30 protein-coding genes are annotated in these 26,501 nt (G+C 31.5%); 8 read left to right on the forward strand and 22 right to left on the reverse strand.

Going from position 1 to position 26,501, the window contains the following annotated elements; all coding sequences use genetic code 11:
* The first annotated feature begins 56 nt into the window (after positions 1-56).
* The 6 genes from ACTTAW_RS07160 (at position 57) to ACTTAW_RS07185 (ending at position 7,056) form a co-directional block, all read left to right on the forward strand.
* Positions 57-1,226 (forward strand): LLM class flavin-dependent oxidoreductase, encoded by a 1,170-nt coding sequence (locus ACTTAW_RS07160; protein ID WP_440651760.1) that lies wholly within the window; start codon positions 57-59, stop codon positions 1,224-1,226.
* Positions 1,223-2,926: a thiamine pyrophosphate-binding protein gene (locus ACTTAW_RS07165; RefSeq protein ID WP_440651762.1), complete on the forward strand. Its 1,704-nt coding sequence runs from the start codon at positions 1,223-1,225 to the stop codon at positions 2,924-2,926. The genes ACTTAW_RS07160 and ACTTAW_RS07165 overlap by 4 nt, the downstream gene beginning before the upstream one ends.
* Positions 2,923-3,510 carry an amino acid synthesis family protein gene (locus tag ACTTAW_RS07170; protein ID WP_440614051.1) on the forward strand — a complete coding sequence of 196 codons (588 nt, stop codon included), beginning with the start codon at positions 2,923-2,925 and terminating at the stop codon, positions 3,508-3,510. Before ACTTAW_RS07165 ends, ACTTAW_RS07170 begins: the two co-directional genes overlap by 4 nt.
* Positions 3,511-3,516: 6 nt before the next feature.
* Complete coding sequence (locus tag ACTTAW_RS07175) at positions 3,517-4,299, forward strand: alpha/beta fold hydrolase (protein ID WP_440614050.1); 783 nt, start codon at positions 3,517-3,519, stop codon at positions 4,297-4,299.
* Entirely contained in the window at positions 4,292-5,773 is a 1,482-nt protein-coding gene (locus ACTTAW_RS07180; protein WP_440651764.1) for an aldehyde dehydrogenase, read from the forward strand. Before ACTTAW_RS07175 ends, ACTTAW_RS07180 begins: the two co-directional genes overlap by 8 nt.
* A 92-nt stretch (positions 5,774-5,865) precedes the next feature.
* Positions 5,866-7,056 (forward strand): ABC transporter substrate-binding protein, encoded by a 1,191-nt coding sequence (locus ACTTAW_RS07185; protein ID WP_075506235.1) that lies wholly within the window; start codon positions 5,866-5,868, stop codon positions 7,054-7,056.
* A 50-nt stretch (positions 7,057-7,106) separates the two neighbouring features.
* Here ACTTAW_RS07185 and ACTTAW_RS07190 read toward each other — a convergent pair whose 3' ends face one another.
* The 17 genes from ACTTAW_RS07190 to ACTTAW_RS07270 form a co-directional block, all read right to left on the reverse strand.
* Positions 7,107-7,868, reverse strand: a complete 762-nt coding sequence (locus tag ACTTAW_RS07190; protein ID WP_440651766.1) for a sulfite exporter TauE/SafE family protein — start codon at positions 7,866-7,868, stop codon at positions 7,107-7,109.
* Complete coding sequence (locus ACTTAW_RS07195; protein WP_440651768.1) at positions 7,868-9,037, reverse strand: MFS transporter; 1,170 nt, start codon at positions 9,035-9,037, stop codon at positions 7,868-7,870. Before ACTTAW_RS07195 ends, ACTTAW_RS07190 begins: the two co-directional genes overlap by 1 nt.
* A gap of 74 nt (positions 9,038-9,111) precedes the next feature.
* A complete protein-coding gene (locus ACTTAW_RS07200; protein WP_075506298.1) occupies positions 9,112-10,443 on the reverse strand; it encodes a branched-chain amino acid ABC transporter permease in 1,332 nt (443 codons plus the stop codon).
* Positions 10,444-10,478: 35 nt separating this feature from the next.
* Positions 10,479-11,489, reverse strand: coding sequence for a branched-chain amino acid ABC transporter permease (locus tag ACTTAW_RS07205; protein ID WP_440651770.1), 1,011 nt, complete (start codon positions 11,487-11,489; stop codon positions 10,479-10,481).
* 1 nt (position 11,490) lies between these two features.
* Positions 11,491-12,198: an ABC transporter ATP-binding protein gene (locus tag ACTTAW_RS07210; RefSeq protein ID WP_262590337.1), complete on the reverse strand. Its 708-nt coding sequence runs from the start codon at positions 12,196-12,198 to the stop codon at positions 11,491-11,493.
* Complete coding sequence (locus ACTTAW_RS07215; protein WP_440651772.1) at positions 12,198-12,986, reverse strand: ABC transporter ATP-binding protein; 789 nt, start codon at positions 12,984-12,986, stop codon at positions 12,198-12,200. Before ACTTAW_RS07215 ends, ACTTAW_RS07210 begins: the two co-directional genes overlap by 1 nt.
* Positions 12,987-13,754 carry a pyrroline-5-carboxylate reductase gene (locus ACTTAW_RS07220; RefSeq protein ID WP_440651774.1) on the reverse strand — a complete coding sequence of 256 codons (768 nt, stop codon included), beginning with the start codon at positions 13,752-13,754 and terminating at the stop codon, positions 12,987-12,989. It lies immediately after the preceding gene.
* Positions 13,755-13,788: 34 nt separating this feature from the next.
* On the reverse strand, positions 13,789-14,700 hold the full coding sequence (gene glaH / locus ACTTAW_RS07225) for a glutarate dioxygenase GlaH (protein ID WP_440651776.1): 912 nt from the start codon (positions 14,698-14,700) through the stop codon (positions 13,789-13,791).
* 40 nt (positions 14,701-14,740) lie between these two features.
* Entirely contained in the window at positions 14,741-15,064 is a 324-nt protein-coding gene (locus ACTTAW_RS07230; RefSeq protein WP_440651778.1) for an AzlD domain-containing protein, read from the reverse strand.
* Positions 15,054-15,758 carry an AzlC family ABC transporter permease gene (locus ACTTAW_RS07235; protein ID WP_075506241.1) on the reverse strand — a complete coding sequence of 235 codons (705 nt, stop codon included), beginning with the start codon at positions 15,756-15,758 and terminating at the stop codon, positions 15,054-15,056. The genes ACTTAW_RS07230 and ACTTAW_RS07235 overlap by 11 nt, the downstream gene beginning before the upstream one ends.
* Positions 15,758-16,543, reverse strand: coding sequence for an ABC transporter ATP-binding protein (locus tag ACTTAW_RS07240; protein WP_440614039.1), 786 nt, complete (start codon positions 16,541-16,543; stop codon positions 15,758-15,760). Before ACTTAW_RS07240 ends, ACTTAW_RS07235 begins: the two co-directional genes overlap by 1 nt.
* Positions 16,543-17,283 (reverse strand): ABC transporter ATP-binding protein, encoded by a 741-nt coding sequence (locus ACTTAW_RS07245; protein WP_075506243.1) that lies wholly within the window; start codon positions 17,281-17,283, stop codon positions 16,543-16,545. Before ACTTAW_RS07245 ends, ACTTAW_RS07240 begins: the two co-directional genes overlap by 1 nt.
* Positions 17,280-18,332: a branched-chain amino acid ABC transporter permease gene (locus ACTTAW_RS07250; protein WP_440618105.1), complete on the reverse strand. Its 1,053-nt coding sequence runs from the start codon at positions 18,330-18,332 to the stop codon at positions 17,280-17,282. Before ACTTAW_RS07250 ends, ACTTAW_RS07245 begins: the two co-directional genes overlap by 4 nt.
* Positions 18,319-18,501, reverse strand: a complete 183-nt coding sequence (locus ACTTAW_RS07255; RefSeq protein WP_075506245.1) for a hypothetical protein — start codon at positions 18,499-18,501, stop codon at positions 18,319-18,321. Before ACTTAW_RS07255 ends, ACTTAW_RS07250 begins: the two co-directional genes overlap by 14 nt.
* Positions 18,498-19,391 carry a branched-chain amino acid ABC transporter permease gene (locus ACTTAW_RS07260; RefSeq protein WP_075506246.1) on the reverse strand — a complete coding sequence of 298 codons (894 nt, stop codon included), beginning with the start codon at positions 19,389-19,391 and terminating at the stop codon, positions 18,498-18,500. Before ACTTAW_RS07260 ends, ACTTAW_RS07255 begins: the two co-directional genes overlap by 4 nt.
* Positions 19,392-19,454: 63 nt before the next feature.
* Entirely contained in the window at positions 19,455-20,693 is a 1,239-nt protein-coding gene (locus ACTTAW_RS07265) for an amino acid ABC transporter substrate-binding protein (protein WP_440651780.1), read from the reverse strand.
* Positions 20,694-20,781: 88 nt separating this feature from the next.
* Positions 20,782-21,396, reverse strand: coding sequence for a LysE family translocator (locus ACTTAW_RS07270; RefSeq protein ID WP_440651782.1), 615 nt, complete (start codon positions 21,394-21,396; stop codon positions 20,782-20,784).
* A gap of 124 nt (positions 21,397-21,520) precedes the next feature.
* Between ACTTAW_RS07270 and ACTTAW_RS07275 the strand changes: the two genes are divergently transcribed.
* Complete coding sequence (locus tag ACTTAW_RS07275; protein WP_440651783.1) at positions 21,521-21,817, forward strand: TIGR03643 family protein; 297 nt, start codon at positions 21,521-21,523, stop codon at positions 21,815-21,817.
* Positions 21,818-21,820: 3 nt separating this feature from the next.
* Positions 21,821-22,078 (forward strand): glutaredoxin 3, encoded by a 258-nt coding sequence (grxC, locus tag ACTTAW_RS07280; RefSeq protein ID WP_075506250.1) that lies wholly within the window; start codon positions 21,821-21,823, stop codon positions 22,076-22,078.
* Between the two features lie 8 nt (positions 22,079-22,086).
* Here grxC and msrB read toward each other — a convergent pair whose 3' ends face one another.
* Genes msrB through ACTTAW_RS07305 form a run of 5 tightly spaced genes read right to left on the reverse strand, consistent with a single transcriptional unit; the run spans position 22,087 to position 26,439 of the window.
* Complete coding sequence (msrB, locus tag ACTTAW_RS07285; protein WP_440651785.1) at positions 22,087-22,461, reverse strand: peptide-methionine (R)-S-oxide reductase MsrB; 375 nt, start codon at positions 22,459-22,461, stop codon at positions 22,087-22,089.
* Positions 22,462-23,355 (reverse strand): histone deacetylase family protein, encoded by an 894-nt coding sequence (locus ACTTAW_RS07290; RefSeq protein ID WP_440651787.1) that lies wholly within the window; start codon positions 23,353-23,355, stop codon positions 22,462-22,464.
* Positions 23,356-23,357: 2 nt separating this feature from the next.
* Positions 23,358-24,308, reverse strand: coding sequence for a D-2-hydroxyacid dehydrogenase family protein (locus tag ACTTAW_RS07295; RefSeq protein WP_440651789.1), 951 nt, complete (start codon positions 24,306-24,308; stop codon positions 23,358-23,360).
* Positions 24,301-25,197 carry a DMT family transporter gene (locus ACTTAW_RS07300; protein ID WP_440651791.1) on the reverse strand — a complete coding sequence of 299 codons (897 nt, stop codon included), beginning with the start codon at positions 25,195-25,197 and terminating at the stop codon, positions 24,301-24,303. Before ACTTAW_RS07300 ends, ACTTAW_RS07295 begins: the two co-directional genes overlap by 8 nt.
* A complete protein-coding gene (locus ACTTAW_RS07305; RefSeq protein WP_440633686.1) occupies positions 25,198-26,439 on the reverse strand; it encodes an NAD(P)/FAD-dependent oxidoreductase in 1,242 nt (413 codons plus the stop codon).
* Positions 26,440-26,501: the final 62 nt, after the last annotated feature.

The following is a 26,501-nucleotide window of genomic DNA, read 5'->3' on the forward strand; positions in this document are numbered from 1 at the left end:
AAAGATTTACGAAAGTGGGATCGGTCGTCTTTAAATTAACTTTTAAAGGAGGCTTTATGAAATTTGGTTATTTTTGCAATACCACTAATTGGACACACAAACCATTTCATCAATTATTAGACGAAACTAAAGAAATCACAGAATATTGTGATCAAAATAATTGGAACTCTATTTGGTTTACTGAACACCACTTTAATCATGAAGGAATGGAGTCATGCACTAACCCAATAATGATGGGAGTAGATGCAGCTGCAAGAACAAAAAATATTAGAATAGGACAAGCTGCAAATGTAATTACATTTCACAATCCTATAAGATTGGCAGAAGATATTGCTACACTAGATCAACTTTCAAAAGGGAGAGTTGAGGTTGGTGTTGCTAGAGGAATTTATGGAAGAGAAGCAATTAATTTGAACAAAGAAGCTGATCTTAAAGATCAGGCAAAAAACTTTAGATTATTTGCTGAAACATTAGAAGTGCTAAAAAAAGCATGGAGTGAAAAGTTTTTTAGTCATCAAGGTGAGTTTTATACATATCCTTCTCCAAATTATGTTTGGCAACATGATATGAGCCCACCAAGTGAAGAATTTATGAATATGAAAGACAACACGATGAAAAAAATTAGTGTTTTGCCACAACCTTTTCAGAAACCTTATCCTCCTATTCATCAAGTAGTTGATGGAATTAGATCAATTGAGTGGGCAGCTGAGAATAATATTAATATTATAATGTGGATACCAACTGTAAAAGCTCTAAAGGCAAAATTTGAAGCTTATAAGAACAAAAGATCTGAGGTAACCAAAAAAAATATTCCTTTAGGTGAAGGTGTATCTCTTGTTAGAGATATGTTTGTAGCTGATACAATGGAAGAAGCTAAAGAAAAAGCTGGTGAACACATGGTAAATTATATGCGTTGGGTTTGTCATTGGCGTGGCCTAGGTAATCATATGGATCCAGGTGAAGAACTTCCAGAAACCAAAGGTAAGCTAGATTTATTAAATTATGAATTTTTACACAAAAGAAATATGTTATTTGGAACGCCTGAATATGTTATTGATAAAATTCATGAATTAAAATCTGAATTAAATTTACAAAACTTGCAAGTTTGGTCAAACTTTCCTGGTGTGAAACATAAAGATTGTATGAAAAGTATTAAACTTTTTACAGAAAAAGTGATGCCTCATTTTCAAGATGATTTAGGAACTGAAGTTAAAAAAGTTTCGTGATCAACTCCAAAAGAAAAATAAGCGGTGGTCAGGCTGCCGTTAGAGCTCTTAAAAGAGAAAAAACTAAACACGTTTTTGGTTTAATAGGTTCTGCAACAATGGAAATGTTTGATGCTCTTTATCATGAAAAAAGTATAAAATTTATTGGAGTTAGAGATGAGCGAACTGGAACACATATGGCTGATGGATATGCAAGAGCATCTAATAAGCATGGCGTAATTATTGCAGGTCAAAATGGACCAGGTGCAACAAATTTAGTGACTGGGGTAGCGCAAGCAAAAGCCGCTTTCTCTCCTGTAGTTGCGATTGCAGGTTCTTACTCAACAAAAGATAAAATGGAAGATGCTTTTCAAGGCCTAGATCAACAATCCTTGTTTACTCCAATTACAAAAAAGACTTGGACTGTAAAAAATTCTAAGATTGTTCCTAAAGTAATTGGCGATGCATTTGATTTATCAATGAAACCAAGAAGAGGACCTGTTTGTATCAATCTTCCAAGAAACATATTGGCGGAAAAAAATACTTACAATATTAATATAAATAAACCTTCGTTCTCAAGTGAAAGTAATCTTAAAGTAAATAAAGAGAGAATAAATAAAGCAACTAAATTGCTACTGAAATCAAAAAATCCTACAATAATTGTTGGGGCTGGAATTAAATATAACTCAAAATATAGAGAAGTTATTAAATTGGCAGAATTGCTTAATGTTCCAATTGTTACAGCCGCAGGTCATGGAGATGCCATACCATTTAGTCATAAATTAAATGCAGGGCAAATGGGGCCAAGAGGCAATCCTGTTGCATCAAGATTAGTCAAAGAAGCAGATATTATTTTAGCTATCGGTACTCGACTAGGATTCAATTCAACATTTTACTCTTATGAAAATATAAATAAAAAAGCAAAAATAATTCAAATTGAATTAGAAAAAAAAATGATTGGAAAGTATTTTCCAGTATCAATAGGAATTCATGCAGATGCTGCAACAGCCACTGTTCAATTATATAAAGAAATTAAAAAAGAAAAAATCAAATTAGATGTAAAAAAATGGACTGATTTGTATTTTAAAGAAAGAAAAGAATTTTTAAATAATAGAGAAAATGAAAATTTAGGAAAAAATTTTCCAATCCAACCAAAAGGTTTGTTTAAACAATTAAGAAAAGTATTACCTAAAAATTCAGCGATCACTTTAGATGCAGGAACCTTGTGCTTACAAGCAACAGACGCTTTAGAATACTATGATCCCCCTTCTCTATTTACACCTTTAGATTTTGGCCTAGTTGGTTTCTCTTTCGCTTGTGGACTTGGAGTTAAAGTTGCAAAACCCAAAAAAACAGTTGTAAGTTTGATGGGCGATGGTGGTTTTGGAATGACTATTTCTGAATTAAGCACAGCTGTTGAATATGGAATAAATACAACAACTATAGTGATGAATAACCAAAGTTGGGGAGCCGAAAAAGCTTATCAAAAAGATTTTTTTGGTAAAAGATATTTAGGTGCTGATATAACAAGTCCATCTTTTGATAAAGTTGCAGAATTATATGGGGCAAAAGGATTTAAAGTTAAAAAAGTTTCTGAAATAAATGAAGCAGTTAGAGCTGCAATTAAAAGCAATAAACCTTCTGTGATTGATGTTGATGTAGATCCAAATGCATTATACAGTTTTAGAAGAGATAGTTTTCAACATAGAATTAAAAAATGAAATTAGAACTAAGAAAATTTACAAAATTTGTAGACAAAACTTTTATTGAAGGAGGCAAGGAAGCAAAAGAGCCTGTATTATTAGTATCTGTTGCTGCAGTTTTTAAAAATCCATGGCATGGTCAAGGATTTGTTGAGGACTTAAGACCAACTATTTTAGATCTAGCTCCTAAGTTAGGTGATTTACTTGTTCCAGAATTAATAAAAGAAATAGGATCTCCAGAAAAAATACTAGCATATGGTAAAGCAGGAGTAGTTGGACTGGATGGAGAAATAGAGCATGCATCTGCTTTTATTCACACTTTGAGATTTGGAAATAAATTTAGAGACGCTGTGGGAGGTACATCTTATTTAAGTTTTACAAACACAAGAGGACCAGCAGGATCAAAAATTTCTATTCCCATGATGCATAAAACTGACTCTGGGTTAAGACCTTATTATCTAACACATGAATTTACTATACATGATGCACCATTTAATGATGAGGTGGTAATTGCGATAGGTGGAGCATCTACTGGAAGGGCACACGCTAGAACAGGTGATCGATATCAAGATATGAAAGAAATGGGAATTGAACCCAAATAAATCTTGATGACCACTGGAACTACTGCTTCTGGAACTTTTTACTCATACATAAAAAAAGACCAAGAAATTCCAATTGTATTTGTTCATGGTGTAGGTTTAACCCACGAGATTTGGAAACCTCAATTAGATTTTTTTAATGATTATAGTACTCTTGCATATGATATTCTTGGTCATGGAAAATCATCTTTAGATAAGGAAATAATTTCATTTGATGACTTTTCTGATCAATTAATTGATTTAATTAACCACCTTAATATAAAAAAAATTCATTTGGTTGGTTTTTCAATAGGTTCTTTGATTGCGAGAAATTTTGCTATTAATCACAGTTCACATTTACAATCACTAACTCTTTTATGCTCAATATATAAAAGGACCGAAGAGCAACAAAAAATTGTAAATCAAAGATTTGAACAAGCAAAGAAAGATCTTAAATTGTCAAGACAAGCTCTTAAAAGATGGTTTACAGACAAGTATATTGAAAACCATCCAAGTATTTATGATAAAATTAGCTCTATTTTAGCAGCTAATAATATGGATCATTTTCTGAAAGTTTATGAGCTGTTTGTAAAACATCAAAATGATGAGGATTTTAATAAAATTCAAAATCACACTTTAGTTATGACTGGAGAATATGACATTGGCTCTACAGTTAAAATGTCTCAAGAATTAAATGCTTTAATACCAAAAAGCCAATTAAAGATAATCAGGGATGGAAAACATCTTTGTGGTATTGAGTGTGCCGATGATGTAAATTCATCTCTAAACAATTTTATCAAAGAAAATGAGTAAACTTAAAAAATATCAAATGTATATTGATGGACAGTGGGTCGATGCTGAAAACAATAAAACATTTGAAACTTTAAACCCTGAAAATAATGAACCTTGGGCAATTGTTCCCGAAGCAAGTGCTAATGATACTGATAAAGCAGTTAAAGCTGCGCAAAAAGCATTCGAAGGTGAATGGCCTAAATTACTTCCTAAGGAAAGAGCAAAATTTTTAAGAGCTATTGGGGACCAGTTAAGAGAAAATGCAGAAATGCTCGGGGAAATAGAAACAATAGATACAGGAAAATTGTTTAGAGAAACAAAAAAACAAGCAATCTATATTGCAGAATACTATGATTACTACGCAGGTTTAGCTGATAAAGTTGAGGGTACAGTTTTGCCAATTGATAAACCGAATATTCAAGCAATAACCACCAGAATACCTATAGGTGTGGTGGCAGCCATTATCCCTTGGAACTCACAAATGTTTTTAACTGCCACTAAATTAGCTCCAGCACTTGCAATGGGAAATACAGTTGTAATTAAATCATCAGAACTAGCACCTGCGGTATTATTTGAATTTGCCAAATTAATTGAAAAAACTGGGATACCCAAAGGAGTAGTAAATGTCATAACTGGATTCGGAGACCCATGTGGAAAAACTTTAACAACGCATGATTTAGTTGAAAAAATTGCTTTCACAGGTGGACCAGAAACCGCAAGACATATAATTAAAAATTCAGCAGAAAATCTTTCTGAAGTAAGTTTAGAACTTGGAGGAAAAAGTCCAGTAGCTGTTTTTGATGATGCCGAGCAAGAAAATGCAATTAATGGAATTACAGCAGGAATTTTTGGAGCAAGCGGTCAAAGTTGTATAGCTGGTTCAAGACTTTATATTCAAAAAGGTATCTATGACGAATTTTTAAACAAACTTTCTGAAAGAGCTTCTAAAATAAAAATAGGAGCACCTATGGATCCTGAAACTGAAATGGGCCCATTGAGTAATTTTAAACAATTAGAAACAATAGAAAAAAATATTAAAGAAACTATTGATCAAGGTGGAAAAATTAAATGTGGTGGTGAGAGACATTCTTTTTCAAATAAAGGTTATTACTTTCCACCGACTATAATTGAATGTGATAATCATAATTTACCTGTTGCAGAAAATGAATTATTTGGACCTGTTTTATCAGTAATGAAATTTGATACTGAAGAAGAGGTTGTCTCAAAAATGAATGACAATCAGTATGGATTATCTTCTGGAGTATATACCAGCAATTTATCTAGAGGTATGAGAGTATCAAAAGCAATTAGAGCTGGAATAACATTTGTTAATACTTACAGATTAATTTCACCTTCAGCTCCATTTGGAGGTATCAAGGATAGTGGATACGGTAAAGAGGCAGGAATTGACTCAATTAAAGATTACACAAGAGTAAAAACAACTTGGTTCTACACATCAGATGAACCATCTTTAGACCCATTCTCTATTAGATAATAGTTTAAAATAAGCCAATTTTGTCATTGAATATTCAGATTATTCATACTTAAATTAGATTTTATAAATTGTTAACAATAAAGAGGAAGATAATGAGAAAACTATTTATCGCTGCATTTATGTTTGTATCAAGCTTTGGTTCAAACGTTATGGCAGACGGACATTCGATCAAAATGGGAATCATTTTAGGATTTACAGGTCCTATTGAATCTCTTACTCCAGCTATGGCTGCATCTGCAGAGCTTGCATTTAAAGAAGCTTCAGATTCAGGTTCATTACTTGGTGGAAAAAAAATTGAAGCAATGAGAGCAGACTCAACTTGTGTTGACTCAGCAGCAGCAACAGCAGCAGCTGAAGGTTTAATTTCAGGTGGTGTAGCTGCAATTATGGGAGCTGACTGTTCAGGTGTAACAGGTGCTATTGCAACAAATGTTGCTGTACCAAACGGTGTAGTAATGATTTCACCTTCAGCAACTTCTCCAGGATTAACTACTCTAGATGATAATGGATATTTCTTTAGAACTGCTCCTTCAGATGCTAGAGGTGGTCAAATCTTAGCTGACATTACTAAAGACAGAAAAGTAAAAAGTGTTGCAATTACTTATACTAACAATGACTATGGAAAAGGTTTAGCTGATGTTTATAAAGCAGCAGTTGAAGCTCATGGTATTAAAGTTACAACTGTAACTGCTCATGAAGATGGTAAAGCAGATTACTCATCAGAAGTAGCAACTCTTGCTTCTGCTGGTGGTGATGCTGTAGCAGTTATTGGTTATCTTGACCAAGGAGGAAAAGGAATTATTCAGGCTTCTTTAGACTCTGGTGCATTTGATACTTTCGTTTTATCAGATGGTATGATTGGTCAATCATTAGTTGATGCATTTGGTAAAGACTTGAGCAAATCATTTGGATCTCTTCCAGGTTCTACTGGCAAAGGTGCTGGTGTATTTGCAGAAGTTGCAAAAGCTGGTGGTATAGATTCATCTGGTCCTTACACTGGAGAGTCTTATGATGCAGCTGCTTTAATCGTTCTTGCAATGCAAGCGGGTAATTCTGCTGACAGAGCATCTATTGCAAAAAATGTAATGGATGTTGCTAACGCTCCTGGTACTAAAATCTACCCAGGTGAATTAAAGAAAGGTCTAGACTTACTAGCAAAAGGTAAAAAGATAAACTACGAAGGTGCTACTGGAGTATCTTTTACTGAAGTTGGTGAAGCTGAAGGTTCTTTCTTAGAACAAGAAGTTAAAGGCGGAAAATTTAAAACTAAAAAACAAAGATAATTTTTTTATCTTGTTAAAAACCCCAGTAATTTTTTATTACTGGGGTTTTTTTATAAACCACTTATAATTCTAAAAATTCCAATTATTGAGATAATTATTAAAAAGTAAAAAACTACTTTTCTATATAGCGCTTCCTTGCTTTTAACAAAAAATTTGTCACCTATAAAAACTCCTAATGGCAAAACAATTATTAAAGGAATTGTTCTGTAAATTGTTGTCATGTCGACAATATCTGCAAAAAAACTCAACACAAACGCATAAATATCTGTAAAAAAGAATAACGCTGTTAAAGTTCCTCTAATTACTGCAGGCTCAATACAAGTGACTAATAAAAATAAAGCAGCAGGCATACCGCCCAGTGTCGTTAATCCATTAAGGGTACCAGATACAATTCCAGTAAAAACTTTTGTTTTATCCTTATTAAGTCCTTTGTTTGTATACCCCCTCATTAATAAGATTGAGAAAAAAATAATAATTATACAAATCGATAAATGAGTAATTTCTGGAGAAAGATATTTAAGTAAAAATAATCCAAAAGGTGAACCTATTGCCATACCAATTAAAATTTTAAAAACCATATTCCAGTCAATTTTTTTCCAAACATATGGGACCATAAAGATACTAATTAAAACTTCGAGGATTAAAATGATTGGAACAATTTCAATGGCAGGAATTACAAAAGAAAAACCAGAAATACAGGTTGCTGAAAAACCAAATCCATTGAAGCCTCTTATAATAGAAGCAATAAAGACAGTAAAAATAATGAAAGAAAATTGAAAAAAAGTTAATTCAAAATAAGATAACCAATTCATTATATATTTTTTTTATAGTCAGCTCTAATTATTGAATACAAAATTAAAATTAAAAAAGGGATACACATAAAATTTACAATTTTCCAACTCAACAATGAAATTAAAATTCCAGCTGAAAGACTACCAATAGCTGTTGCAGAAAAAACTATTAGATCATTAAATCCTTGAGCTTTAAATTTTTCTTGCTCATTGTAAGTGGTTACTAATAAGCTAGTTCCTGAGATATACAGAAAATTCCAACCTATTCCCAAAAATATCAATGATGCAAAATAATTTATGAAAGTTTGCTCAAATAAGCTTAATGATATTGTCAAAGCATAAAAAAAAACTCCCATGTACATTATATTTGAAAAACCAAATCTCTTTATTAGGTTACCCGTGAACAATGATGGAAGAAACATTCCAAGTACGTGAAATTGGATAACCAGTCCAACTTTGTCTATACTTAATTTATGGACATAATGCATACTAATTGGAGTAGCTGTCATTAAAAATGCCATAACCACATAACCAAAAGTAGCAGCTACCATTGCTTGTAAAAATTTTGGATCTAAGACAAGTTCTCTATAAGTCCTCACTTTATTATTTGTTGAAGTATTTTTGTTAGTGATTTTTGAATTTTTATAAAAACTTAAAAAAATTGCAGGCATAATAGTAAGACATGCTAATGCAATATACGATCCAACATAAACATGATCACTAATTAAATCTTTTGTTTTATTTGCTAAAGTAATTCCTATAAATGCAGAGACAATCCCAGCTAACAAAAGCATAGAAACTGCCTTGGGTGCTTTATCTTTTTCAACTGTTTCAGCTGCTGCAAATCTATACTGATGAATGAAAGCCATTCCAGTACCAAGTAAAAAACAAGAAAATGAAAATATTATGAAGCTATTAATAAAGATTGAGTAAGCAGCAAGTAAACAAGCTAAAGAGCTACCTATAGATGCCAAAACAAAACCTAAACGTCTGCCAATAATTGACATAACTTTCGCAGCAAAAATAGTAGAGATTGCTATACCAACTACATAAATTGAAGGAGGAAAAGTAGCTAATGATTTAATAGTTGAAAGCTGACTTCCGATTATTCCACTTAAAAAAACTGTTACATTGGCTGCTGTGAAACCAAAAACTTGGCTTGAAATAAGAAGAGAAAGATTTCTGTTCATTAAAACATATACTTGTCAGCCATATACATAGCCCAAGCAATAGCAGCACCTAAAATAATATATTTCATGTTTAATTATTTTATTTCTATTTTTTCTGGAAGTATACCTTTAGGTCTGTACCTCATTATGAATAACAAACCTAAACCCATCAATAAAAATCTAAAATAAGGAACACTTTCAATAAGATGAGCTTTGATAGCATTTGTTTCAGGAATACCTGCTGTAAAGAAGTTAATTAAAAACATTGAAATTGGTGCTGCTTCGATCCATAAAAACCATACAACAAAGCCACCTAAAATTGCACCAAAGTTGTTTCCACTTCCTCCAACAATTACCATTACCCAAATTAAGAATGTATATCTCATTGGTCTATAACTTCCTGGTGTAAATAATCCATCCTGAGTTACTAGCATTGCTCCTGCAATTCCAACAATTGCTGAACCTAAAATAAATATTAGCAAATGTTGTTTCACAACATTTTTACCCATAGCATTTGCTGCTTCTTCATTATCTCTTATTGCTCTCATCATTCTTCCCCATGGAGAATAAAGAGCTTTCTGCGTAAGAATTAAAAGTATTATAACGACAACTAAAAATAAACCTGAGTAACAAAGTTTAACAAATATTGAAGAGCCTTCTATTACGAATTGATTTAACGCTGCTTGTCTTTCGGATAAATCAGTAATTAGATCTAACTTACTAGATTTAAACTTTTCTACTAAATTTATAAACCAATCAGTGGTCTGCAGATCGACCTCATATGGAGCTGGCCTCTTTAAGCCAATAACATTTTTAACACCTCTAGTTAACCAGTCCTCATGCTTAATTATTGCTATTACAATTTCTGAAATCAATAGTGTTGCAATTGCTAGATAATCAGCTCTCAAACCTAAAGCAACTTTTCCAACTATAAACGCTAAACCTCCAGCAAATAATGCACCTACGATCCAGGAGAAAATAATAGGTAAACCAAATCCACCGAGAAAACCAGTAGTTGCAGGATTTACAGCTTCAATTTTTTCAATACCTGGTTCCGCTGTAACTCTGATAATTATGATAGCAGCAATAATTAGAGCTGCAATACTGTAAGTTCTTAGTTTTGATTTTTCAAAATTTTTCAAAATAAATCTGATAACTAAAACCATTACAATGATGAGCCATAAGCACATTAAAATATCAAATCCACCAGCTCTCCATGCTTCTTGAACGGGATCGACTGAAATAATTACTGCAGCAAGACCTCCTAAAGCTGTGTATCCCATTATTCCAAAATTTATTAAACCAGCATAACCCCATTGTATGTTTGCACCCATGGTCATGACTGCTGAAATTAAGCAAAGATTAAATATTGATAATGCAATATTCCATGATTGAAAAATTCCAACTAATAGAATTAGAACCATCATGATACTGTATGCTGCAATAACGTTTAGATTTTTTCTCACAATACTTTCCCTTTGAATATCCCTGATGGTCTATAAAGTAATACAATCACCAAAATTGAAAATGAAACTGCAAATTTGTAATCGGTTGAAAGTAATTGAATTAGGCCTTCTGGTTCCATACTTTCAGGTAATATGTACATAAAAAATTTCTTATATGCATATGTTAATAAAATTTCTGAAAAAGCAATCACATAGCCACCCAAAAATGCACCAAAAGGATTTCCAATTCCTCCAACAATTGCTGCAGCAAAAATAGGAAGCATATTATTAAAGTAAGTGAAAGGTTTAAAACTTTTATCTAAACCATACAAAGCTCCTCCAATAGTAGCTAAAATTCCTGCAATTACCCAGGTTACCAATACTATTTTCTTAGGATCTATTCCTGAAAGCAAAGCAAGATCTTCATTATCAGAGTAAGCTTTCATGCTTTTTCCTGTTTTAGTTTTATTTAAAAACCAGAACAATAAAGAGACTAAAACTATTGTAACAAAAATAGTAATGACCTGAGTAGATTTAAGGGCAAGTCCTTCGTTTAAACCTGTCATTTCTTTAAATTCTCTAGCCTTGATAATGAATTTTTCTCCATCAAAAAACCTTCTATCTCCTGGACCTATTATAATTCTAACAACTGCTTGGGTCACAAACATCACACCGATACTAACCATAGCAAACTGAACTGGAGGACTTTTTTGAGTTCTGTAATACTTAAAAACAAATTTATCGATTGTAAGCATGTATAAAATCATAAAAAAAATACCAAATGGAAGTGCAATTAAAGCTGTAGGCAGAACTCCAAGAGAAATACCTAAAGATTGAAAATACCAAGTGAATAAAATTGTCATCATGGTTCCAAATGACATCATGTCTCCTGTTGCAAAATTAGCAAATCTCAGAATTCCATAAATTAAAGTAACAAAAATTGCACCCAAAGCTAATTGAGAACCGTAAGTAAGTCCTGGAATAAAAATATAATTTAGTAAAAGAATTATTGCATTAATAAGATCCATATTATCCTCCTAAGAAAGAGCTTCTTACTCTTGGATCGTTCAATAATTCTTTGCCTGTTCCTGAATAACGATTTTCTCCAGTAACTAATACATAGCCTCTATCAGAAATATTTAATGCTTGTTTAGCATTTTGTTCTACCATTAAAATAGCAACATTAGTTCTTTTTACTTTAACGATATGATCAAACAATTCATCCATAACAATTGGTGATACCCCTGCAGTTGGTTCATCTAACATTAGTACTGTCGGTTTAATCATTAACGCTCTTCCAAGTGCTACTTGTTGTCTTTGACCACCAGATAATTCACCTACCATTTGGTTTCTTTTTTCTCTAAGGATTGGAAATAGTTCATAAATTTCCTCAATAATATTTTTTATCTCAGAGTTTACTAAAAAGGCGCCCATTTCTAAATTTTCCTCAACTGTCATTCCCGCAAAAACATTTTTTGTTTGAGGAACAAATGAAATTCCTTGTTTAACTCGATCCTGTGGAGAAAGTTTTGAAATATCTTTACCATCAATTTTAACTGATCCAGATTTTAAATTTAATAAACCTAACATTGCTTTCATAGCTGTAGATTTTCCAGCACCATTAGGTCCTAGAATAGAAACAATTTCTCCTTTGTTTACTTCAACAGAACAAGAATTAATTATATCTGGTCCATTTCCATAACCACCAGTCATCTCTATTCCTTCAAAATATGCCATTAAACTTCATCCTTTAATTTTGATCCTCTGCCAAGATAACTTTCTATTACCTTTTCATCTTTTTTAGCTTCATCAACCGTACCCTCAAATAAAACCGAACCTTCAGCCATAACAATTACGGGATCACATAATCTTCCTATAAAATCCATATCATGCTCAATCATACAAAAAGTATAACCTTTTTCTTTATTTAGCTTTTCGATTGCAGTACCCAGATCTTTTAATAAAGTTCTATTTACTCCTGCCCCTACTTCATCCAATAATACTAATTTTGCATCAACCATCATAGTTCTTCCAAGTTCTAACAATTTTTTTTGACCCCCAGAAAGATTTCCTGCAAGCTCATTTGACAAATGCCCTAGATTTAAGAATTCAACTACTTCTTTTGCTTTTTCTTTAACTTCTGCCTCCTCTTTTGCAACTAACCCTGGCTTAAATAATGCTGTCATTAGCTTTTCACCTGATTGATTTCCTGGAACCATCATCAAGTTTTCTAGAACAGACAAATTTGAAAACTCATGAGCTATTTGAAAAGTTCTAAGTAATCCTTTTGAAAATAATTCATAAGATGGAACATCTGTGATATTTTCTTCATCAAATGTTACACTCCCACCTGAAGATTTTAAATTTCCTGCAATTAAATTAAATAAAGTTGTTTTGCCAGATCCGTTTGGTCCAATTATACCTGTGATAGTTCCTCTTTTAACTTTTATAGAGCAATCAGAAACTGCAGCAAGTCCTCCAAAATACTTTGATAAATTATTTATCTCTAAAATATTATCAGACATTTATTTATCTAATCTTTTGTAAATACTATTTAAAGTTTTCTCTAATGATTTATAAAAACCAGATTTTGACAATTCATTTACACCCTGTTCATTTAATCCCTTAGGTGTTTGCGACTCTTTAACTAACTCTCTTAAGTTTTCTTTAGAATGTATAACTGCATCTTCTGACAAAGCTAAAAACAAAGAAGTTATATATTTTTGAGCATTATTTCTTTTTACTCCTTTTTTAACCAACCAATCAGACATTACTTTTTGCATTTCATAAAAAGGTGCCATCATTCCAGAAGTAGACCAAAAGTTTATTGAAGATTTTTCATTTTTGATTTCTACAGTAGTTCCTAAATGATTAAAAAAAGCTTTCACTTTTGAATTTGGAGGACAAATTGGAACTGGTCCTTTCTTTAATGATATTGGTGGCAAAGGAATTGCTCTTACTATTTTTGCTTTTACTTTAATGGCTTTTTTTAACTGTGATAGAGTTATTGTAGATATAAAGCTAACAATTGTTTGACTAGACTTAAATTTTAAATCTTTAATTATCTTCTCTCCCACCGTAGGTGTAATAGATAAAAATACCCAAGTAGATTGATCAACAATTTGTTGATTATCTTTAGCAATAACTATTTTTTTGAACTTTTTTTTTAAACTTTTGGCAATCTGCTTATTCCTTGGAGAAATTATTATTTTTTTATATTTAAGGTTAGATTTACATATTCCAGTTATTACTGAATATGCAATTTTACCTGTACCAATAAAACCTAAAATCATAATATTTTGGTTACTTTATATTGATTATATTGAATTAATTAACAAAAAAAGATCCTCTAATTCTCAACAATTCTCTGCTTAATTCTTTATTTTCTTTGAAAGGTTTTCTTCCATGAAGCCAAAAATAATTATTTGCAATTATAGAGCAACCAACCGGTAACTTTGTAATTACTTTATTTTCACTTCCTTCCAGAGCATCAGATAATCTCTGTAAAAAATTGCCTTGTTCCATGTTTTTTGGTTCAGGAAATTGGTCAATATATGAAATATGTGGTCTTCCTTTATCATCTGAAGAAAAAACTGGATGCTCAACTTTATAATCTACATTTTTACTCTTAGGTGAGCTCCAAAGAAAATCTTGTTTACCCACAGGATCATTTGATAGTGCTTTGCAATGTTCCCAATCATCTAAATGCAACATCGCAGTCTCTCCACCCTCTACATTTTCCTCTTCTAACTTTGTCATAATTAACCAATCAGTAATTTCTTTAACATAAGTTCCATCTGTATGAAGATCCATATTACGGTAAGCTTTTCTTAAATAAGAGTCACTCGCGTCTTCGTGTTTAACATGAAAACGAGCATAGTATTTTCCTGCCATTGAATCATGGTTAGGATTTCCAATTAAATAGGCAATAGCTGTTGATAATTTTACTAAAAATTTATCATTAATTTTTGGTGAAATATTTTTTGGTCCAATTATAAAACAACCAGTTGAACGATCTCTAATTATTGAGTTCATTAATTTACTAAGTTTATTTTCTGTTAAATCATCTAAACTTTTTGCTATTGTAAACCTTGTAAAAGGCTTTAGTTCTAAAGCTGTTAAGTCAAATTTATTAAATGGAAAAACTAATTTCTTAATAATCTCATCAGTAATTTTAATATTCAAAATTCTTTTTGATTTATCATGTTCTTGAATTTCTAAACCAGGTATTTTTTCCATAAGAAACCTTAAGTTAAGTTTTTTAATAAATCAATTTTATTTAGAAATAATTAACTAATATTGCCATACTTATGGCAGAGAAAATTGTGGGATAAACATAATTTTTTTTAGAAATAAAAAAAACAGTTAAGGATAGTACAACAACAACAAATCTTACTAAGTAACTAGAGTCATCCATTATTCCAACTGGAAAAATTATTGTTCTTGCAATTAGGGCTGCTAAAGTTGCATAAGCTAAACAGTTAAACCATTTAAATATCTTAGAAGTTTCTTTTATACCTTCTGAGCTTATTGCTCCAAGAAATCTTGATAAGAAAGTTGCAAGGGATGTCACCAAAATTGCTAAAACAATACTAGTTGACATTTTTTTCTCCTATTAAGTAAGCGATAGTGCCACCAACTACTCCACCTAATAAAATAGACCATTCAGGTGAAAAAAAATAAAAAACAGGTCCCAAAATAATTCCAAGTAAAACTGATAAAGTTACTTGTCTTGTTTTTGACGCTCCTACCATCATGCATAAAAAATATACAGGATTTAAAATAGCTAAACCCATCATCATTTCTTTGTTTAAATATTCTGAAAAATAAAAACCTATTAAAGTCCCAATTACAGCAACACTCCAAGTAGCGCTTCCAATCCCTATCCAATAATCAATTCTATATTTTTCTGGAATAGTCTTATAATTACTCTTCATAATCAACCAAGCTGATACAGCTATGAAATGGCATGAAAAATAATATTTCCACTTTGGTTGATCTTCATGCATCATTAATGGAAACAAAGAAACAGCCATTGGATATAAACGAGCATTAACAAACCAAACTGCTAAAAAAATATTTAACAAAGAAGCGCCAACCAACAAAGACTCTGCCATAACTAGAGATCCTGGCAATGCATAAGTCAGCATGGTAGAAAAAATACTTTCTTGAATATTGAAGCCAAGATTTTTTAAAAGAGCTCCTATAGCAATAAAACAACAACCTAAAGCTATTGCTGGGCTATCGTGAGCTAGTATTGATTTGTAGCCTTTAAAAAAAAAATCTTTATTTATCATTAGCCACCAAGGAATAGTCTACCAACATCAGGGTTTTGCAATAACTCATCCCCTTTGCCAGCAATTGCAGTTTGTCCAGATACTAATACATATCCAATGTCTGCAAATTCTAGTCCTTTTTTGGCATTTTGTTCAACTAATATAATAGTTTTCTTTTCATTTTGTTGAAGATCTCTCAAAATTTCAAAAACCATGTCAATATATCTAGGTTCTAAACCAATTGAAGGTTCATCAACTAATAGAACGGATGGTTTCATAACTAAAGCTCTAGAGATTTCTAACAATCTTCTTTCACCACCTGATAAAACTTTAGCAGGCTGATTTCTTCTATTTCTTAATCTCTCGTATTTTTCTAAAATTCTTTCAGCTTCTTCAAAAGACTCCTCTGTTTTATCTTTAATATATCCACCCATTAACAAGTTTTCTTCAACTGTCATATCTGGAAATACTGAATTGTCTTGCAAGATATATGCAATTCCAACTGATTTTAATTTTTCAGCTGGTGTAAGATTTGTAATTTCTTTTCCTTCTATTTCAATTTGACCAGAGAAGATATTTGTAAATCCATAGATTGAGTGAAGAATTGTAGATTTACCGGCTCCATTTGGTCCTATCAAGCATAGAGATTGTGCTTTGTTCACAAATAAATCAAAATTGTGTAAAATTTCCATTTTACCATACCCAGCATTTAAATTTTTAATTGTCAGATGTATTTCATCTGGAGATAGTTTTTTTAAATCTTCTGGTGTTGGAGCTTTTCCTAAAACTTCATATTGATTTGACATTATTGGGCTCCTAGGTATGCATCGATAACACGCTTATCGTTTTTAATTTCATCTGGTGAACCATTTGCTAACATTTTACCGTGCGCTAAACAAAATATATTCTCCGCTAATTGCATGATCACTCTCATATTGTGTTCAATAACCAAGAGAGTGATACCAAAATCTTGATTTACTTTTATTAATCTATCAATAATTCCATTGATTAAGGTTGGATTAATTCCTGCTGTTGGCTCATCTAGTAAAAGCATTTCTGGTTCATTCATTAATGCCATGGCAAGTTCTAGGAGTTTTTGTTGTCCAAAAGATAAATCTCCTGCTCTAAGTTTTCTCTTTTGATATAAACCAACAAAATTTAGTAAATTTTCTGCTTTTTCTGTAAGCTCTTGAGGTATTTTTGAAAACAGTTTTAATAAACTTTCATCACTACCTTTATGGCTAATAAGCATATTATCAATACAGTTTAGTTTTCCATAAATTCTTGTTTGTTGAAATGTTCTTAATAATCCTAACTTTGCTATTACTGGAACAGGAAGTTCAGAAACTTCTTTTCCATTAAATTTAATTGAACCCTGGTCAATTGGATAAGTGCCTACAATTGAATTAAACAAAGTTGTTTTTCCTGACCCATTTGGACCAATCAATCCTACAATTTTACCTTTTTCAACTGACATGGAGATATCAACATTAGCCTTTACTCCTCCAAAAGATTTACTAACATTGTTAACTTCTAAAATACTCATTTTATCTCTACCTGAGCCTTTCGATCAGCTTCATCAACTACTTCTCCAAATCTGTGAGGATATTTTTCTCTCAACCATCCCATTAATCCCTCAGGGAAATAAATCACAATCACCACAATTAAAACTCCCAAGGCTACATACTGCCAGCCTAGGAAGAACGTCCAAAATCCTTCTTTAAAAATATGGAATATTGTTGCACCGATAACTGGTCCCCAAAGAGTTCCTTTACCACCTAATATTGCCATCAAAACCATGAACACTCCCATTTCTCTTCCATCAAAAGCAACGTCTGTAGAGTCGATATATCCAACTAGTCCACCCATTATTCCTCCTGCAAGACCACAGAAAAATGCAGAAATCATCCAACCAATAATTTTATATTTCATTGTTGCAATTCCCATAGCTTCAGCCTTGTCTTCATTATCTCTGATTGCATTAAGGATTAATTTAAATCTAGTAGAGTAAATTGCTTTAACTGCAACGAATGTAAGTATCAAAACTAAGAAACTTAAAAAATAGAAGAACTCTCCTCTAGCTTCTAAGCCTCCTACGTTAGGAAAAGGTGGAGTAGTAAAACCTTGCCCTGCTCCAATAATTTCAATTCCTCCAGAAATTTCACCAGCAGCTACTCCTAATCCTAGAGTACAAATAGCAAAGTAGTGACCTCTCAATCCTAAAATTGCATAACCAATTAAACCTGCAACAATAGTTGGAACTACTGCGGCAACAACAAGTCCCATCGCCATACCTTGGAAAAATTGGGTAGGAGTATGTACAAATGTTTTTTCACCACCACTTTCTGTCCATTCTGCTAATGGAAAAAACATTCCAACCTGAACTGAAGCACACAAATACATACCCAGTCCATAAAACAAAATATTTCCAAATGTATTGTAGCCCATTTCTCCTCCTTGAATATTCCAAGTAGTTGCAAGAACAATTAGAATGCAAAGAATTGATAATTGTACTTTAAATGCTGGAAATATAAATGGTGCTGCTAAACCAAATATTAAAATTCCTATATAAAGTATTAAATTATTTTTGTTCATATAGACTATTAATTTTTTCTCTGAAATTTTGATCTACTGTAAAATAATGACCATCTTCATCATGTACACTTGAGCCTGATGAATGATATTCATCTAAGTGTTTTTTAAATTTATCAATGTCAACTTCAACTGTTTGACCTTGATTATCATTGATTTTAACTTTCCTCATTTTAAGTACTCTCTCTTTCTTGAAAGTTTAAATCTTCGATAAACTAAAATTAATACTAGTAATAAAAATACTGATCCAATTCTAAATTCTGTTCCTAAAATATAATCTGCAAATTCTTCAAAAACTCCTAATCCCATACCTGACATTGCAACACCTGGTAAATTTCCTAAACCAGCAACAATTACAATCATAAAAGATCTAATCGTATAAGGTAATCCCATATAAGGGTGGATAGTAAATGTTATAGAAATCAAGGCCCCAGCTACGCCACATAAAGCAGCATTAATTCCAAAAGTTGCTGCATATACTTTTTCAGTATCTACACCTAAAATTTTTGCAGCACGTGCATTTTGAGCAGTTGCTCTAATTGCTCGTCCAAGCTTAGATTTTTTCATATAAATTACTAAGCAAACTGCAAATAAAATACTGATAAATGCTGAAAATATTTTTGAATTAGGAAGAACAACATTATTATCAAACAACATTGTTGTACCGTAATGAGAGTTTGCAAGAACAACATCTGCACCAAATGCAAAGTTCATTAATTGCATGAATAAAATACTTATTCCAAAGGTAGCTAAAATTGAGATGAATAAGTCTCTATCAACTACTTTATTTATCACCAGTTTATAGATCGCAATACCTACGAAATACATTATGATTGGAGCAACAATTACTCCCCATGCTGGATGAATACCGTAAAGATACATAAAGTATGCAATGTATCCTCCTAAAATAACAAGATCTCCTTGAGCAATATTAATTATATTCATAACACCCCATTGAAGTGCCATTCCATAAGCAATTAATGCGAACAATACTCCTAAAAGAATACCATCCAAGCAAGCTTGAACAGTTATCATTGGGTATTGAAATACAAGAAAATCCATAAAATCTTTTTTGGTTTATATAAAAAAAAGCCCCCTATTACCAGGGGGCTCAATTTTTAATTATTATCTTTCAGACCACTTAGGCATTGGATGAATTAACTTAGCAGATGCCCATTTTAATGGAGCAACAACTTTGTTTTCACACTTACCAGCATCATCACACATTACTTGGAAAAGTACCATTGGCTTATCAACGTTCTGACCGCCAGGTGCAAATTTAATATTTCCATAAAATGTTTGCATGTTAGTAGCTGCAAGAGCATCTCTTACTTTCTTTTGATCAAAAGAATTGGCTCTTTCAAATGCATCTTTGAACACCAATAACGCAGCTGAAGACTCAGCAGATTGGTATGGTGGATCATATCCAAACTCTTTCTCAAAGTCTGCAGCATAGGTCATTCCATCTTTAAAGAAATCATCTTTATAAGTTAGAGATTTATGCCATTGAGAAGCACATAGTGCATACTGAGAATTAGCGCCATGTTGTTTTGATAATTTCGCTGCATCACAGTGAGTCATAGCCAACATCGGAACATCAACCTTCATTTCAGCAATTTGTCTTACTGCAGTCAATGCACCTTTAGTATGACCTGATACAACTAAAACATCTGGTTTCATTTGTTTAACTTTAACCAAAGTTGCAGCCATATCATTTAACTCTTTAGGCAGTTTGTCATCGATGATGATTTCAGATCCAGTTCTTTCTGCGGCATCTAAAATACCTAATCTAACATCTTGTGAAAAAGCATCTTGTTCAAAAGCTTGAGCAATTCTAACTGGTTTTCCACCATTTAGCTCAACTGCTGTTTCAATCGCTACATCAAGATATAAGTTTGCTGGAGCTAGTACCGCAAATAGATATTTGTAACCTTTAGTAAACAAAGATCTAGATGCACCATTTGCCTCAACCATTGGAACACCATATTTTTCAGTTACAGGTGCAATCGCTTTTGTCAAACCTGAACTGTATGGGCCAAGCATAAACTCAACACCATCTTGTGAAATTAATCTTTCTGCAAGCTGTGCAGCTCTCTTAGGGTTCGACTCATCATCATAGTAGATAATGTCAAACTTATAAGTTTTTCCACCAACTTTAATACCACCCATGCTGTTAATTCTGTCAACGGCCATGTTATAACCATTTTGAGTATGAACACCATTAGATGAGTATTTACCAGTTAAGGAAATTGCAGCACCTAAAATAATTTTGTCACCAACTACCTTTGCAAAAGATGCAACAGAAGTTGAAAATAAAATTACTAATGCAGAAACAAAACTTAAAATTATTTTATTTAACTTCATTTTATTTCCTCTTTAATTAATTAATTTATTATCAATTAAATAAATAAATTGAATACAATGCAAGTGGCAATAAAGACTTAGTTTAGGTTTAATATTGTTGTGTAATAACTATAATTCCAGCGATAATAACTAAAACACTCGCTGAAATTGTATTAATTGTTTTAGGATTTGCTGTAATCCATTTAATCAATTTTTGTGCAAGTATTGCATAACCAATCAAGGATAAAAAATCTAATACAATGTAAGTTGTAATTAAAATTATAAATTGACTTAAAAGATTAGAACTAAAATCAATAAATTGTGGAAATATAAAAGGAAAAAACATCCATGCCTTAGGGCTAGTTCCTGCAACTAAAAACCCATCTCTAAAAAAAGATAAATTACTTTTTGTAATTTCTTCCTTATCTTTTAAGTTTTTTGGGCGAGATTTATAAATATCATAAGCAAGATACAAAATGTAAAAAACTCCAATCCATTTGAAAATATTAAGAATTAATGAATTTTCTGAAAAAAAAGAACCTATTACAAAAATTACCAAAGTCGCTTGAATTAAATTTGCAGTAACATCACCAAGTGCTGACCAAACACATTTCCCTACACCATAATTCATTGAATAAGAAATTATAACTATTCTTGGAGTGCCCGGAGTAATGAACAAAAAAATGATGATTTGTAAGTAGAGTATAAATTCTAAAGGAAGCATATTCGTAAAGAGAAGATAGTCCTTAAAAACCGGGAGCTAAAGATGGCTAAGAAGGACTATCTAGGTGATAATATCAGAGGGTAAAAAAAATGCATTAAATTTTTTTTTCAAATATAAAGGGTTTATGAAAAAAAAAGGGTACACCCCGGTTACCAAAGTTAAAAATCCTGAACCCAGCATTGATGACCCGGACTGGATAATTTGGGCAGCTTGGGCAGACCGGATTACTTTTGAAGAAATTGAGAAAAAAACAGGCAAGCGAGAGTCTGATGTAATTAAAATTATGAGAAGATCTCTAAAACCTTCTTCTTTCAGATTATGGAGAAAAAGAGTAAATCAAAAAAGCATTAAGCATAGGAAAAAATTTGAATATTCTAGAAAAGAAATCACTAGTAAAATTAAAAAAGGTGACTATCTATAAATTATGAAAAAAATTACTATGTATACTGGCCCCCTATGTAACTATTGCGAGGCTGCAAAAAGATTATTAACAAGAAACAATGCTCCATATAATGAAATTGATATTTCAAAAGTTGAAGGTGCAATGGATGAAATGATTAAAAAAGCAAATGGAAAAAGAACAATTCCACAAATTTTTTTTGATGAGCAACATATAGGTGGTTATGACGAAGTAAGAGCTCTAGAAAAAGAAAATAAACTTCAAGACTTGCTAAAAAATTAAAATTATTTTTAAACTTTCGGTTTAAAAACTAAACAGACACCATTGTTACAATATCTTTTTCCAGTTGGTTCTGGACCATCATCGAATATATGTCCATGGTGACCACCACATTTTTTACAATGATATTCTGTTCTGCCATAACCTAAATGATAATCTGTTTTTGTTTCAAATACATCTGGCAAAGATTCATAAAAGGATGGCCAACCAGATCCACTTTCATATTTAGTATTTGAATCAAATAATTTCTCACCACAATTTGCGCAATGAAAACTTCCTTCTCTTTTTTCATGATTAAGTTCACTTGATCCAGCAAGTTCTGTGCCTTCCTCAAACAAAATTAATTTTTGTTCTGCTGTCAGGTTTGGATTAATTTTTTTTGTCATCTAAATATATTTAGCACAAGTTTGATGCAACAAAGAGTGCAATTCTACTAATTTTTCAAAATCTTTATTGTATCCTCCTCCTAAAACTCCACAAAAAGGTATTCTTTTTGAATAAAAATTTTCTATTACTAGCTCATCTCTCAATTTTACACCTTGATCGGAAATTTTTAATTTTCCTAGTCGATCATTAAAATGAATGTCTACTCCAGCAATATAAAACACAAAATCAAAATTTTCTTGATTTAACTCTGTTAAATAGTGCTTTAAAGTTTTGATGTAAGTATCATCTTCTGTGTTGTCTTCTAGCTCTACATCTAAATCACTAATAGATTTTTTTGCAGGATAATTAGTTTTTGAATGCATACTAAACGTAAAAACATTTCTATTTTCTCTAAAAATATCTGAATTTCCATTTCCTTGATGAACATCAAGATCTACAATTAAAATTTTATTTGCTAGGCCCCTGTTAAGTAAATAATGAGCTGCAACTGCTACATCATTAAATACACAGTAACCGGCACCACCATTGTAATTAGCGTGGTGACTCCCTCCAGCCGTATTACAAGAAATTCCATAATTTATAGCAAGTTTTGATGCCAGCACAGTCCCCCCTGTTGCAACCAAAGATCTCTTAACAACACTGTCTACCAAAGGAAAACCTATTTTTTTAACACCATCTTTGTCTAAAGTTTTATTTGTAATGTCTCTTATATATTTTTCAGAATGAGCAAATTTTAATGTTTCAGATGAGCATGGATAAGGTTTATGAAACTTTTTGACTACATTTTTTTTAATTAAATAATTTGCAAGTTCACTAAATTTATTTATTGGAAATTTATGATCATCTCCAATTTTTGCAAAATAATCTTCGTGATTTACAACTGGTAACTCCATGGTTACTCTAAAACTCTGATTGGCTTTCCATTAACACAAGCCTCTAATCCCTCGATCATTTGATTGTAAAAAATACTGTAATTTTCTGCTGTTACATATCCTATATGCGGAGTTAACAAAGCGTTAGGTAAAAATCTTAATTTATTATTTTCAGGCAAAGGTTCTTTTTCATAAACATCGATTCCAGCTCCAGCAATTACATTAGTTGATAATGCTATAATCAAATCATCTTCATTAACTATTGGACCTCTTGAGGTATTAATTAAAAAAGCTGTCTTCTTCATATTGTCTAACTCTTTTAATGTTATGCAATCTTTGTATCTCTCTCCACCTTGCACATGAATGGATAAAACATCTGAGTTCTTAATTAAATCATCTTTGCTACATGGCAAGACATCGAGCTCTTTGCATTTATCTAAACTTAAATTTTCACTCCAAGCCATAACTTGCATTCCAAAAGCTTTTCCAATTTTTGCAACTTCACTCCCTACTCTTCCTAATCCTATTAATCCTAATATTTTTCCTTTTAGCTCAACACCAATAGTAGTTTGCCAATATCCTTGATACATATTATCAAACTCTTCTTTAAAGTTTCTAGCTAAACCAAGAATTAGTGCCCAAGTAAGTTCAGGAGTAGGATTGATATTAATATCTGTCCCGCAAACTATAACTTTTCTTTTTTTAGCAGCTTCTAGGTCTATAGATCTATTTCTTAATCCACTCGTGATAACAAATTTTAAATCACTTAAATTATCAATTAGATTTTTTGTAATTGGGGTTCTTTCCCTCATTATCAAAAGAGCCTCAAAATCAGCTAATTGATCAATAGCATCTGCCTCATCTACAAAAGGTTCACTGAAAATTTTAAATTCATATTTTCCAGATAATTTTTCTAAATCAACAAATTGTTGAGCAACATTTTGGTAATCATCTAATATAGCAACTTTAAGCATTTTTAATTTTTTTGTTTGATAAAAATAGACCTAATATAATTAAAATAGATCCAATTAAATGAAAAAATAAAAATTTTTCGTTAAAAAGTATGATTGCAAAAATTGTACTGAATAAAGGAATTAATGATAAAAAAATTCCTGCCCGGTTAGCTCCAATAATCGCAACAGCACCTGCCCAACAATAGTAAGAGCCAATACTTGGAAACAAAGCAATATAAAATAAAATATAAAAAAAGTTACTATTTATCTCTACAACTTTATCTTGAATTATATCGATAAAAAATAGAGGCAAAAGAAATATTAGGCCAAACGTGCATATGATTTGTACAAGGGTAAGTAGAGAAACATCAAAATTTCTTTTTCTTAAATATGCTGAATAAACTCCCCATGCAATTATCGCACCTATCATAAATAAATCTCCTTTATTAAAATTTAAAGAAAGCAAAATATTAAGATCCAATCTTGTGATAATAGCTAAAATACCTAATACAGAAATAAACAGGCCTGATAATTGAAAAATATTTGTTTTTTCAATTTTTAACAAAAAACAAACTAAAATTATTGTAACTGGTATTGCAGTATTAAAAAGAGATGCATTGATTACTTGGGTATGATTTAAAGCATTATAAGTAAATGAAGTAAATATACAAACACTCGTAAAACCAAGGATAAAAAATAAAGATAAATTTTCTCTAATTTTATACTTTAATTTAAGTATTTCCTGATACGTAAAGGGAAATAAAATTATCCATACAAGACACCATCTTAAAAATGAAAGAGTATTTGGTGGTATGTTTTGCAAATATGCAAACTTAGCAATTGTAAAATTACCTGCCCAAAATAATGTTGCACATACCAACATTAAATATGCTTTGGCGTTCTGACCCACTTAGCTAAATCTTAACGAACTATAAGGTTTTAAATCTAAGTTTGTATTTTCGTTCGCAATCATTCCTGAAACAATCTTTCCAGAAATTGGGCCTAAAGTCCATCCTAAATGATGATGTCCAAAACAATAATAAACATTTTTATAATTTTTTGATGGCCCCATGACAGGTAAAAAGTCTGGTAAAGTTGGTCTAAATCCTAACCACTCATCCTCATGCTCGGGTAAATCACCAAGCATATATTTTGCATTATTAATTAAATTTTTAACTCTAGATTTTGACAAAGGATTTTCTAATCCACCAAATTCAACTGTACCAACTACTCTTAATCCTTGTTCCATTGGTGTAATTCCAAAACCACGGTTTGAAAATATTACTGGTCGGCTTAATAAATGATCACAGTTTTTAAAATGAACATGATATCCTCTTTCAGTATCTAGAGGAATTTGTTCATCTAAATTGTCAGTCAATTTTTTAGAAAAAGCGCCACAAGCAATTACTGCTTTATCAAAAACATAACTTTGTGTTTCAGTTTTAAAAATAGGTTTTTCTTCATCAAATTTTATATCTTTAATATTTACTTTGTTAAACTTTCCACCTTTTTGCAAAAATAGATCAAATAATTTTAAAAGGATTCTTTTTGGATTTCGAGCATGTCTCGCATAAGGATAGTAAACTCCAGCATGATAGAAAGGTTTAATATGGGGTTCTAAATCATGAATTTCAGCTTTATTAACTAGTTGCTGCTTTACTCCCAATTCATCTCTAACTCTTATTTCTAATTCCCTACTTTTTAGATCTTGATCATTCCAGATATAAAGTATTCCTTTGTTTTCCACTAATCCTTCAAGATCTATTTCATCAAATAATTCATCATACGCTGGTAGAGCTAAATCTAAAATTTGATGCATATTTTTTGCAGTATGCATCATCTTAGTTTTTGTAGTGTTCATGATAAATTTCATGAACCATGGAATCATTTTTGGAACGTAATTCCATTTTAAAGCTAGAGGACCAGTTGAACTTAATAACATAGCCGGAACATCCGCTAAGACATCAGTTCTATTTAAAGAAAGTGAAGCATAAGGCGAAAAATGTCCTGCATTTCCATAAGAGGCTGCTTGGCTTCCTGGATTATCTCTATCAAATATTGTTACATTAAATCCCTTTTTTTGAAGGAACAATGCATTTGATACACCTTGGATACCTGCACCAACTATTCCAACCTTAATGTTCTTATTCATAAGAACGTTATACAATTAAAAAATTAAAGTTTCATAGTGACAAATTATGCTTAATTAAAATA

The organism is Candidatus Pelagibacter sp. HIMB1495 (assembly GCF_052047955.1).
GTDB lineage: Bacteria > Pseudomonadota > Alphaproteobacteria > Pelagibacterales > Pelagibacteraceae > Pelagibacter.

Excerpts from the sequence above, each read along its gene's own strand:
- ACTTAW_RS07160 (WP_440651760.1), top strand. The coding sequence starts at position 57 with ATGAAATTTGGTTATTTTTGCAATACCACTAATTGGACACACAAACCA.
- ACTTAW_RS07170 (WP_440614051.1), top strand. The coding sequence starts at position 2,923 with ATGAAATTAGAACTAAGAAAATTTACAAAATTTGTAGACAAAACTTTT.
- ACTTAW_RS07175 (WP_440614050.1), top strand. The coding sequence starts at position 3,517 with ATGACCACTGGAACTACTGCTTCTGGAACTTTTTACTCATACATAAAA.
- ACTTAW_RS07180 (WP_440651764.1), top strand. The coding sequence starts at position 4,292 with ATGAGTAAACTTAAAAAATATCAAATGTATATTGATGGACAGTGGGTC.
- ACTTAW_RS07185 (WP_075506235.1), top strand. The coding sequence starts at position 5,866 with ATGAGAAAACTATTTATCGCTGCATTTATGTTTGTATCAAGCTTTGGT.
- ACTTAW_RS07190 (WP_440651766.1), bottom strand. The coding sequence starts at position 7,868 with ATGAATTGGTTATCTTATTTTGAATTAACTTTTTTTCAATTTTCTTTC.
- ACTTAW_RS07195 (WP_440651768.1), bottom strand. The coding sequence starts at position 9,037 with ATGAACAGAAATCTTTCTCTTCTTATTTCAAGCCAAGTTTTTGGTTTC.
- ACTTAW_RS07200 (WP_075506298.1), bottom strand. The coding sequence starts at position 10,443 with ATGATGGTTCTAATTCTATTAGTTGGAATTTTTCAATCATGGAATATT.
- ACTTAW_RS07205 (WP_440651770.1), bottom strand. The coding sequence starts at position 11,489 with ATGGATCTTATTAATGCAATAATTCTTTTACTAAATTATATTTTTATT.
- ACTTAW_RS07210 (WP_262590337.1), bottom strand. The coding sequence starts at position 12,198 with ATGGCATATTTTGAAGGAATAGAGATGACTGGTGGTTATGGAAATGGA.
- ACTTAW_RS07215 (WP_440651772.1), bottom strand. The coding sequence starts at position 12,986 with ATGTCTGATAATATTTTAGAGATAAATAATTTATCAAAGTATTTTGGA.
- ACTTAW_RS07220 (WP_440651774.1), bottom strand. The coding sequence starts at position 13,754 with ATGATTTTAGGTTTTATTGGTACAGGTAAAATTGCATATTCAGTAATA.
- glaH (WP_440651776.1), bottom strand. The coding sequence starts at position 14,700 with ATGGAAAAAATACCTGGTTTAGAAATTCAAGAACATGATAAATCAAAA.
- ACTTAW_RS07230 (WP_440651778.1), bottom strand. The coding sequence starts at position 15,064 with ATGTCAACTAGTATTGTTTTAGCAATTTTGGTGACATCCCTTGCAACT.
- ACTTAW_RS07235 (WP_075506241.1), bottom strand. The coding sequence starts at position 15,758 with ATGATAAATAAAGATTTTTTTTTTAAAGGCTACAAATCAATACTAGCT.
- ACTTAW_RS07240 (WP_440614039.1), bottom strand. The coding sequence starts at position 16,543 with ATGTCAAATCAATATGAAGTTTTAGGAAAAGCTCCAACACCAGAAGAT.
- ACTTAW_RS07245 (WP_075506243.1), bottom strand. The coding sequence starts at position 17,283 with ATGAGTATTTTAGAAGTTAACAATGTTAGTAAATCTTTTGGAGGAGTA.
- ACTTAW_RS07250 (WP_440618105.1), bottom strand. The coding sequence starts at position 18,332 with ATGAACAAAAATAATTTAATACTTTATATAGGAATTTTAATATTTGGT.
- ACTTAW_RS07255 (WP_075506245.1), bottom strand. The coding sequence starts at position 18,501 with ATGAGGAAAGTTAAAATCAATGATAATCAAGGTCAAACAGTTGAAGTT.
- ACTTAW_RS07260 (WP_075506246.1), bottom strand. The coding sequence starts at position 19,391 with ATGGATTTTCTTGTATTTCAATACCCAATGATAACTGTTCAAGCTTGC.
- ACTTAW_RS07265 (WP_440651780.1), bottom strand. The coding sequence starts at position 20,693 with ATGAAGTTAAATAAAATAATTTTAAGTTTTGTTTCTGCATTAGTAATT.
- ACTTAW_RS07270 (WP_440651782.1), bottom strand. The coding sequence starts at position 21,396 with ATGCTTCCTTTAGAATTTATACTCTACTTACAAATCATCATTTTTTTG.
- ACTTAW_RS07275 (WP_440651783.1), top strand. The coding sequence starts at position 21,521 with ATGAAAAAAAAAGGGTACACCCCGGTTACCAAAGTTAAAAATCCTGAA.
- grxC (WP_075506250.1), top strand. The coding sequence starts at position 21,821 with ATGAAAAAAATTACTATGTATACTGGCCCCCTATGTAACTATTGCGAG.
- msrB (WP_440651785.1), bottom strand. The coding sequence starts at position 22,461 with ATGACAAAAAAAATTAATCCAAACCTGACAGCAGAACAAAAATTAATT.
- ACTTAW_RS07290 (WP_440651787.1), bottom strand. The coding sequence starts at position 23,355 with ATGGAGTTACCAGTTGTAAATCACGAAGATTATTTTGCAAAAATTGGA.
- ACTTAW_RS07295 (WP_440651789.1), bottom strand. The coding sequence starts at position 24,308 with ATGCTTAAAGTTGCTATATTAGATGATTACCAAAATGTTGCTCAACAA.
- ACTTAW_RS07305 (WP_440633686.1), bottom strand. The coding sequence starts at position 26,439 with ATGAATAAGAACATTAAGGTTGGAATAGTTGGTGCAGGTATCCAAGGT.